Source organism: Pseudomonas edaphica (assembly GCF_005863185.1).
GTDB classification, from domain to species: Bacteria; Pseudomonadota; Gammaproteobacteria; order Pseudomonadales; family Pseudomonadaceae; genus Aquipseudomonas; species Aquipseudomonas edaphica.
The window spans coordinates 1-7,390 of the sequence record NZ_VBVZ01000299.1; the positions used below are offsets into that span (position 1 = coordinate 1).

A 7,390-nucleotide genomic window follows, 5' to 3' on the forward strand; every position below is an offset into this window, starting at 1 on the left:
TTTGGTGCGCTGGCGCACTTCCTTGCCGCGTTCGAGGATGATCGGCTTGAAGCCCATCTGCGCAAGCAACAGCCCGGCGAAAATGCCGCAGGGGCCGAAACCCACCACGATCGGCCGTTCAACCAGGCCTTGCGGCGCCTGGCCCACCACTTTGTAGCTGACGTCCGGTGCCGGGTTGATGTTGCGGTCATCGGCGAACTTGAGCAGCAGGGCGGCTTCGCCCTTTACGTTCAGATCGATGGTGTAGATGAAGCACAGCTCCGACGATTTCTTGCGCGCGTCGTAGCTGCGTTTGAACAGGGTGAAGTCGAGCAGGTCATCACTGGCGATGCCCAGGCGCTGCACGATGGCAGGCCGCAGGTCTTCTTCGGGATGGTCGATGGGCAGCTTGAGTTCGGTGATTCGTAACATGACAGGATCCGGTGGGCGGCGGGCTTCGATGCCGGCTGTTTTGCAAACCGGCGATTATAAGCCCCAAAGGCTGATTCCCGTCATGTTAAAACAGCCCAAGGCTGAATCAGTCGTCCCGCGAGCCGCCGAATGATGCACAACCGCGCTGGACCTGGCCATTGACCCGCAACTCGGCGGTCATGTGTTGCAAGCTCCCGCTGGCGGCATCGATGCAGCGTTGTGGGGCTACCCACAGTTCGATGTGCTGGTTATTGGCTTCGGTCATCAGGTTGAAACGGCCGTCACCCAGTTGCTCTTCGACAAAAGGCACCGCCAGTGGCGGCTGGCCCTCGCGTTCCAGCACCATGCCCTTGGCCGTTACGCTCATCGCCCAGGCCGGTTTATGGCCATTGGCCCGCAGAATCATGCGTTTGAAGTCCGGGTCGTTACAGGCCGAGGTCGAGCGTTCTACACGATACAGTTGTTGCAGGTCGACCGAACCCTGGGTGCCGCTGGCCACCCCGGAAAACTTGCCGCGTAAATCGGCAAACAGCACGCCTTGCTGGCCGGCCAGGGACGCGGCTTCCTGCAAGACGCTGGTGCCGCCGGTGTCATTGACCACGTAGTTGCGTTTGTCGCCGCACGGCTGGAACAGCAGTTTGTCGCCCACTGCCGTGAGCTCACCCTGCATGCGGGTCAGCCCGACGGTAGACGGTTTGGCCGGCTCGCTCTCGAACATCTGGCAAGCGGTGAAGAGGGGCAGCAGGGCAAACAGAGCAAGGGTACGGGCGGCGCGCATTATTGGGTCTCCAAACTAGTGCCGCCACGTTACGCAGGGTGGCGCCGCATCACAAGCTCGGGACACAGTTTGAATAATCTGTTCCCTGGACGATGGCAGCGCAGGCGTTACTAATAGGGATGTTTCCTATAGTGAAGATTGGAGAGCCGTGAGAGTGTCGGCGTTTTTGGTAGGGGGCCGTGATGAGTATCAAATGGAGTATTTGCGTTCTTTTGCTCTGGGCAGGCGCTGCCTTGTCAGACGAGCCCATCCGGTTCGTCCTCTCGTCAGCCAGTGATTTCACCGACATCTCGGTGACGCTGAAAAAGGCCGAAAACCCTGATCCGGCCTACGTTGAGGTGAATGTCACGTTAACTCCTGAGGCGAAGGCAAGAGCGAAATCCCTTACGTTGCTTGCCTACAAGAAGCACCTGACACTTTATGTCGACGGCTATCAGCTCAGTACCGCCATGGTTCAAAGTGAGCTGGGTGGGCAGTTCAGTTTTGTTGCCCCGCGCGCACTGGTGATCGAGTGGATGTCTCAGTTCTCGCGTGAGGCAAGCGCCACTCAACCCACGATGTAGGTCTGACCAGTCTGTAAGCCTTCGACACTTTTCGCGTAGGCCAGTGCTACATCGGCACCCGGAGCCGGTTTGTAGCCGCGGAAGTACGGCGCGTAGCTGCCCATGGCTTCGAGCAAGACGGTCGGGCTCACCGAGTTGATGCGCAAGCCGCGCGGCAATTCGATCGCCGCCGCCTTGACGAAGGCATCCAATGCGCCGTTGACCAATGCGGCAGAAGCGCCGGTGCGGATCGGATCGCGGTTCAGAATGCCGCTGGTAAAGGTGAACGAGGCACCGTCGTTAGCGTAGTCGCGGCCGATCAGCAGCAGGTTGACCTGGCCCATCAGCTTGTCCCGCAGGCCCAGTTCAAAGTCGGCTTCGCTCATCTCACCCAGTGCCACAAAATTCACACTGCCTGCCGCGCAGACCAACGCGTCGAACTTGCCGGTCTGCTCAAACAGTTTGCGGATCGATGCGCTGTCGCTGATATCCACCTGGAAGTCGCCGCCGCTGCGGCCGATGCTGATCACCTCGTGACGCTGCGCCAGTTCCGCCTTGACCGCTGAGCCGACCGTGCCGCTGGCACCAATCAATAGGATTTTCATCGTGCTGTTCCTCCGGGGATTAAGTGAGGTTTCAGTCTAGGATGGCTTTTTAAGTGGATAAACGCGCTAATAGGCAACCTTTGGTTTTCAATTGGAAACAATCCATGAGCGAAATGGATGACCTGGCGGCCTTTGCCGTGCTGATCGAGGCGGGCAGTTTTACCCTGGCGGCGGAGCAATTGGGCTGCAGCAAGGGCCAATTGTCCAAGCGCATCAGCCAATTGGAAGCGCAGTTTTCGGTGGTGTTATTGCACCGTACCACTCGCAAGCTCAGCCTGACCGCCGCCGGTGCGGCGTTGTTGCCCCAGGCTCAGGCGCTGGTGGACCAGGTGGAGCGCGCCCGTCAGGCGTTGGCGCGGCTCAAGGACGATCTGGCTGGCCCAGTGCGTATGACGGTTCCGGTGTCGCTGGGGGAAACCTTCTTCGATGGCTTGTTGCTGGAGTTCACCCAGCAATACCCGCAGGTTCAGATCGAGCTGGAACTGAACAACAGCTACCGCGACCTGGCGCGTGATGGCTTCGATTTGGGCGTGCGCATGGGGGCGATGGATAACGAGCGGCTGGTGGCCAAGCCACTGTTGGCCTGGCATGAAATGACCTGCGCCAGCCCGGCCTACCTTGCGCAGCATGGCGAACCGCTGACGCCTGCGGATCTGGCCGCGCACACCTGTCTGCTCAACAGCCATTACAGCGGGCGTGAGGAGTGGTTGTACCACCAGCAACATGAACTGCTGCGGGTGCGGGTCAGCGGTACCTTCGCTTCCAACCACTACAACCTGTTGAAAAAAGCCGCCTTGGTGGGCGCCGGCATCGCCCGCCTGCCGTCCTACGTGTTACCGGCAGAACTGGCCGACGGGCGCTTGCGCTGGCTGCTGCGTGATTATCAAACGCGCAGCATGCCGATGTACCTGGTTCATCCTTATCAAGGTGGCCTGCCGCGCCGAACCCAAGTGTTGGCCGACTACTTGGTGGACTGGTTCAGACGCAGCGGCGAAACCCTGGATCGCCTTCAGCGGTAACGGCGCGCGATCAGGTGATCAATCGACAGGCAACCTGGGCCTTTGGCCACCAACAGCAGCAGTAACGCGATCCAGGTGCCATGGGTGGGGTAGGCCTCGGGGTAGACGAACAGTTGAATGGTCAAGGTCATGCCGATCAGCGCCAGGGCCGAGAAGCGCGTGGCAAAGCCCACCAGGATCAGTACCGGGAAAAAGTGTTCGGCAAATGCTGCCATGTGCGCGGCCACTTCCGGTGACAGCAAGGGCACGTGGTACTCGCTGCGAAACAGCGGCAGGGTTGAAGCGGCAAGCTTGGGTTCGCCCAATTGGAAGGTGCCGTTGATGATATCAATCGCAAAGCCTTCGACTTTGGTCTGGCCGGACTTCCAGAACACCGCCGCAATGGAAAACCGTGCGAGAAAGGCGATCAGGCTGTAGGGGATTTTTTCGAACAGCGCGATGGTCCGTTTTACCAGGCAAGTAGGGGAAGTGTTCATGGCGATTCCTTTTGTTCTGTGTGCAAATGAATGATGGCGTCGTGGCTGATCAGCAGTGTCAGGCAATGGTTGAGGTCGAATTCGGCTGATGCTTCAAGCGCGTGCTCTACCGCCATTTCCAGGCCTGATCCCTGGTCAAGGCTGTTGATAAACGCCACCGAACCGCTGTCGATGGCGAAGACCTTGACCGCCAAGCCCTGGCGTAACACCAGTGCACTTTGGGCGTACCAAGGGTTCAAGGTGGCAATGGTGCCTTCGGTCTGGTGCGCGGCCCATACCGCAACCACGGCGTAGGGTGAATTCAAGGTGGCCAGGGACGGATGCAGGTGCAGGCTTAGCTGCCCCAGGTCGGTCGGCCCTTGCAGTTGTTCAAGGATGGCCTGCTGATTCAGTGGCTGGCGGTCCGCGGCGTGATAAGCACGCACCCGCAGGCGTTCCAGGCGTGCGACGTCCGCCAGGTAAGGCACGCTCGCAGCCGGTTCGAACGCCTGGATGAACGCGGCAAACGTGCTGCCGTAATCGCTGATCAACGGGCTGTCGGGCGGGCTGGCTTGCACGTACAGGCTGGCCATCGCGCGAAAAAATTCATCGCCAACCAATTGCAGCGTTACCGGATAAGCGGCGGCGAGCGCGTTGATCAGCGAGCTGTGGACATTGTTTCGATACACCGCGAAACGGCTGGCCGGGTCGGCGCCGTTGCTGCTGAACAATCCGTCGGGGCAGGCCTGATCGGCGTCGAGCAAGGCGCCGGCAAATGCAGCTTGATCGCTCATGGCTTCAATACCTTCGCCTGTGACAGATGCCAGTCGGCGTGTTGGGCTTCGGCGTGTAACACGCTGAAGGCGGGCACCTGGTTGTCCCGCTCGATCAGCGTGGCCACCGGGCCGGTGCACTTGAGCACCTGTTCATAGAGCTGCCACACCGCGTTATCGATGGGCGCGCCATGGTCATCGATCAGCAGGCGGTCGCCCAGGCTGTCGGTGTCTTCGGCAAAGCCGGCCAGATGAATCTCACCGACGGCCTTCAGCGGTAGCGCATTGATGTAGGCCAGTGGATCGCGCTGATGATTGATGCACGACACATAGACGTTGTTGACGTCCAGCAACAGCCCGCAACCGGTGCGCCGGATGACCTCGCTGATGAAGTCCGTCTCGTCCAGGGTCGAGCGTTGGAACTGCAGGTACGTCGAGGGGTTCTCCAGCAGCATCGGCCGCTTGAGGGTGCTTTGTACCTGATCGATGTGCTCGCACACCCGGTCCAGGGTCGCGGCGTCGTAGGCAAGCGGCAGCAAGTCATTGAGGAACACCGGGCCGTGGCTGGACCAGGCCAGGTGTTCAGAGAAAGAGTGGGGTTGATAGCGTTCGATCAGCGTGGCCAACCGTGCCAGGTGCTCACGATTAAGCGGGCCTTCGCCGCCGATGGACAGACCCACGCCATGCAATGACAGTGGGTACTGTTCGCGTATCAAACCCAGGTAGTGATGAAACGGGCCGCCGGCGACCATGTAGTTTTCGGCGTGAACTTCAAAAAAACCGATATCGGGCGAGGTCTCGAGCACTTCAAGAAAGTGCTCGTTCTTCAGCCCCAGCCCGGCCCGGTAAGGGAGGCCGGGCACCTGAGCCGGTGAGACCGTGTGCTGGGGTAAAAGCGTCATCATCAGTACTCAGGTTTTGCAGGGTTTCAGGACTTGGCGGTGAAGGCTGCTTCCTGGCCGAAACCGGTCGGCGAGGTGGCGCTTGGGGTCTTGGCGCAAGTGCCGGCTGGGACCAGTTTCCAGGCGTTGGCCTGGTCTTTGACTTTCGAGGTACCGGCGCAGGTAGTACCGGCGCCTGCAGCGCAATCGTTCTTGCCGGCTTCGGCGACACCAAAGCACTTGTCCATTTTCGCTTCGTCAGCGTGGGCCATGTTGGTCAGGGCGGAAAAGCTCAGGGCCGAACCCAGGGCCAGAACGAGGGTAGCGGCGGACAGCGAACGGGATTTAGTAGTCATGGTGTAACTCCAGCAGTGAGGTTGGGTAAGGAAGCGTTTTTGCTTGCTTACCCCTCTAGAGTTGGGGCATCAGGCTGCGTTACAGCAGGTGATAAATAAATTTTCGAGGCCGAGCAAATGGCGCCGTGAGTCTTGGTGTTCGCAAGCCCCGTATGCGCTTGCTGTAGGATCAAGCCATGCCTGGCACTGGGCGAATGTGCGCAAGACCAATAAGGAGCGTTGGCTGTGAAGAACCGCTTTGCAGATTTTTTCATCAGCAGAAATTTCTCATTCTTGTGGCTGGGGCAAGCCCTCTCATCGTTTGGCGAGTTCGTTTTCGAGAGCACCGTCATTGTGTGGCTGGTGACTGACCTGTTTCACGACAGTGCGTTCTTGCCGACGGCCGTAGGCCTGGCAGTGGCGGCTTCGGCTATACCGCGTGTATGGGTGGCCCCACTGGCCGGGGCTTGGGTCGATCGGATGGCCCCGTTGTACGTGATGATCGCGGCGGATGGGATTCGGGTGCTCAACTTCCTGATCTTTTTCGTGATCTATTCACTGGCCGGGCTGGACCCGATGCAAGTGTTCGTCGGCGTTCTGCTGTTGTTGTTGGTGAACAGCACGGCCGCACAGTTTTTCAACCCGTCGCGCCAGGCGATCATGCAAGTGGTCATCCCTTCGGCACGCCGCGTTGAAGCATCGGCCAAGGCAATGTTTTCCCTGACGGGCATTTCAGTGTTGTCGGCGTCCCTGGGGCCGGCCTTGTTTGTCTGGGTGGGCCCCGCCCTGGCACTGCTGATCAATGTGCTGGCCTTTGCCTGTTCGGCCCTGTGCATCGCATCTACCCAGGGCTTGCGCCGGACCTTGCTGGCCGAGCAACAACGGCCGCCCTTTTGGCATGGAGTGCTCGCAGGGCTGCGGTTTTCCTGGGGGCACGCCTCGATCAGGACGTTGTTGATCGGTGTGGCGTTGTACGGGTTTTCCCTGGGGGTCAATAACGTCGCGTTGTCCTTGTACGCCTTCAAAACCCTGGGCTTGAGCCCTTATGAATACGGTCTGATTCTCGCAGCGTTCCCTGTGGGCGGGTTGATTGCTGCCGTGCTGGTCCGGCCGCTGTTGAAGTCACTGAGCACGCGTCAGGCCTTTACCTTTGCGCTGCTGTGCATGGGGTTCAGTTACCTGGCTTATTCGCTGCATCCGCCGTTTTACCTGGCCTGGGCGCTGATGTTCAGCTGTGGGTTGTTCTTCTCGGTGTTTGCGATTGTGCAAGGGCCGATGCTCCAGGAAGCCGTGCCGGAAGGTTACATGGGGCGTGTGTCCGCAACGGTCACGCCGGTGCTGGCCATCGCCTCATTAACCGGTACGCTGGTGTGCTCTCAGACGTTAAATGTGGCACAGCGTGTCATAGCCTATTTCGACGCGCCGCTGGATGTGTACGGCGCGTATATCTTCCTGGCGGCGGGCTTGTTGCTATTGGGCGGGGCATTGATGCTGGCCGGCCGCGGCAAGAGCCTGACCGACGCGATTCGCAACGAATACACGGATGCGGTGGCGATGGAGCAAGCGTTCCGTGTCACGCGCAATGCCGATG

General features: G+C 59.8%; 9 protein-coding genes and 1 pseudogene. 3 read left to right on the forward strand and 7 right to left on the reverse strand.

Annotated features, from left to right (window positions below; genetic code table 11):
* A pseudogene (locus FEM54_RS19220) lies at positions 1-411 on the reverse strand (hypothetical protein); the annotation flags it as partial.
* Between the two features lie 106 nt (positions 412-517).
* On the reverse strand, positions 518-1,189 hold the full coding sequence (locus FEM54_RS19225) for a COG3650 family protein (RefSeq protein WP_099548579.1): 672 nt from the start codon (positions 1,187-1,189) through the stop codon (positions 518-520).
* A 182-nt stretch (positions 1,190-1,371) separates the two neighbouring features.
* On the opposite strand from FEM54_RS19225, the gene FEM54_RS19230 reads away from it, so the two are divergent.
* On the forward strand, positions 1,372-1,752 hold the full coding sequence (locus tag FEM54_RS19230) for a hypothetical protein (RefSeq protein ID WP_170036492.1): 381 nt from the start codon (positions 1,372-1,374) through the stop codon (positions 1,750-1,752).
* On the opposite strand, the gene FEM54_RS19235 is transcribed toward FEM54_RS19230, so the two are convergent.
* Positions 1,737-2,336 carry a short chain dehydrogenase gene (locus FEM54_RS19235; RefSeq protein WP_099548580.1) on the reverse strand — a complete coding sequence of 200 codons (600 nt, stop codon included), beginning with the start codon at positions 2,334-2,336 and terminating at the stop codon, positions 1,737-1,739. The two genes, FEM54_RS19230 and FEM54_RS19235, sit on opposite strands and share 16 nt — an antisense overlap.
* Positions 2,337-2,440: 104 nt before the next feature.
* On the opposite strand from FEM54_RS19235, the gene FEM54_RS19240 reads away from it, so the two are divergent.
* The gene (locus tag FEM54_RS19240; protein WP_017137203.1) at positions 2,441-3,355 is read left to right on the forward strand and encodes a LysR family transcriptional regulator; all 915 of its coding nucleotides are present in this window, start codon (positions 2,441-2,443) and stop codon (positions 3,353-3,355) included.
* Here FEM54_RS19240 and FEM54_RS19245 read toward each other — a convergent pair.
* From FEM54_RS19245 to FEM54_RS19260, 4 genes are read right to left on the reverse strand one after another with little or no spacing between them, the layout of a single operon-like run.
* On the reverse strand, positions 3,346-3,831 hold the full coding sequence (locus tag FEM54_RS19245) for a DoxX family protein (RefSeq protein WP_017137204.1): 486 nt from the start codon (positions 3,829-3,831) through the stop codon (positions 3,346-3,348). The two genes, FEM54_RS19240 and FEM54_RS19245, sit on opposite strands and share 10 nt — an antisense overlap.
* Complete coding sequence (locus FEM54_RS19250) at positions 3,828-4,604, reverse strand: HvfC/BufC N-terminal domain-containing protein (protein WP_017137205.1); 777 nt, start codon at positions 4,602-4,604, stop codon at positions 3,828-3,830. The genes FEM54_RS19245 and FEM54_RS19250 overlap by 4 nt, the downstream gene beginning before the upstream one ends.
* Positions 4,601-5,488 carry an MNIO family bufferin maturase gene (gene bufB, locus FEM54_RS19255; RefSeq protein ID WP_017137206.1) on the reverse strand — a complete coding sequence of 296 codons (888 nt, stop codon included), beginning with the start codon at positions 5,486-5,488 and terminating at the stop codon, positions 4,601-4,603. The genes FEM54_RS19250 and bufB overlap by 4 nt, the downstream gene beginning before the upstream one ends.
* 23 nt (positions 5,489-5,511) lie before the next feature.
* Complete coding sequence (locus FEM54_RS19260) at positions 5,512-5,820, reverse strand: BufA1 family periplasmic bufferin-type metallophore (RefSeq protein ID WP_017137207.1); 309 nt, start codon at positions 5,818-5,820, stop codon at positions 5,512-5,514.
* Between the two features lie 225 nt (positions 5,821-6,045).
* On the opposite strand from FEM54_RS19260, the gene FEM54_RS19265 reads away from it, so the two are divergent.
* Positions 6,046-7,390 (forward strand): MFS transporter (locus FEM54_RS19265; protein WP_171045868.1); only part of this gene is annotated, 1,345 nt, incomplete at its 3' end.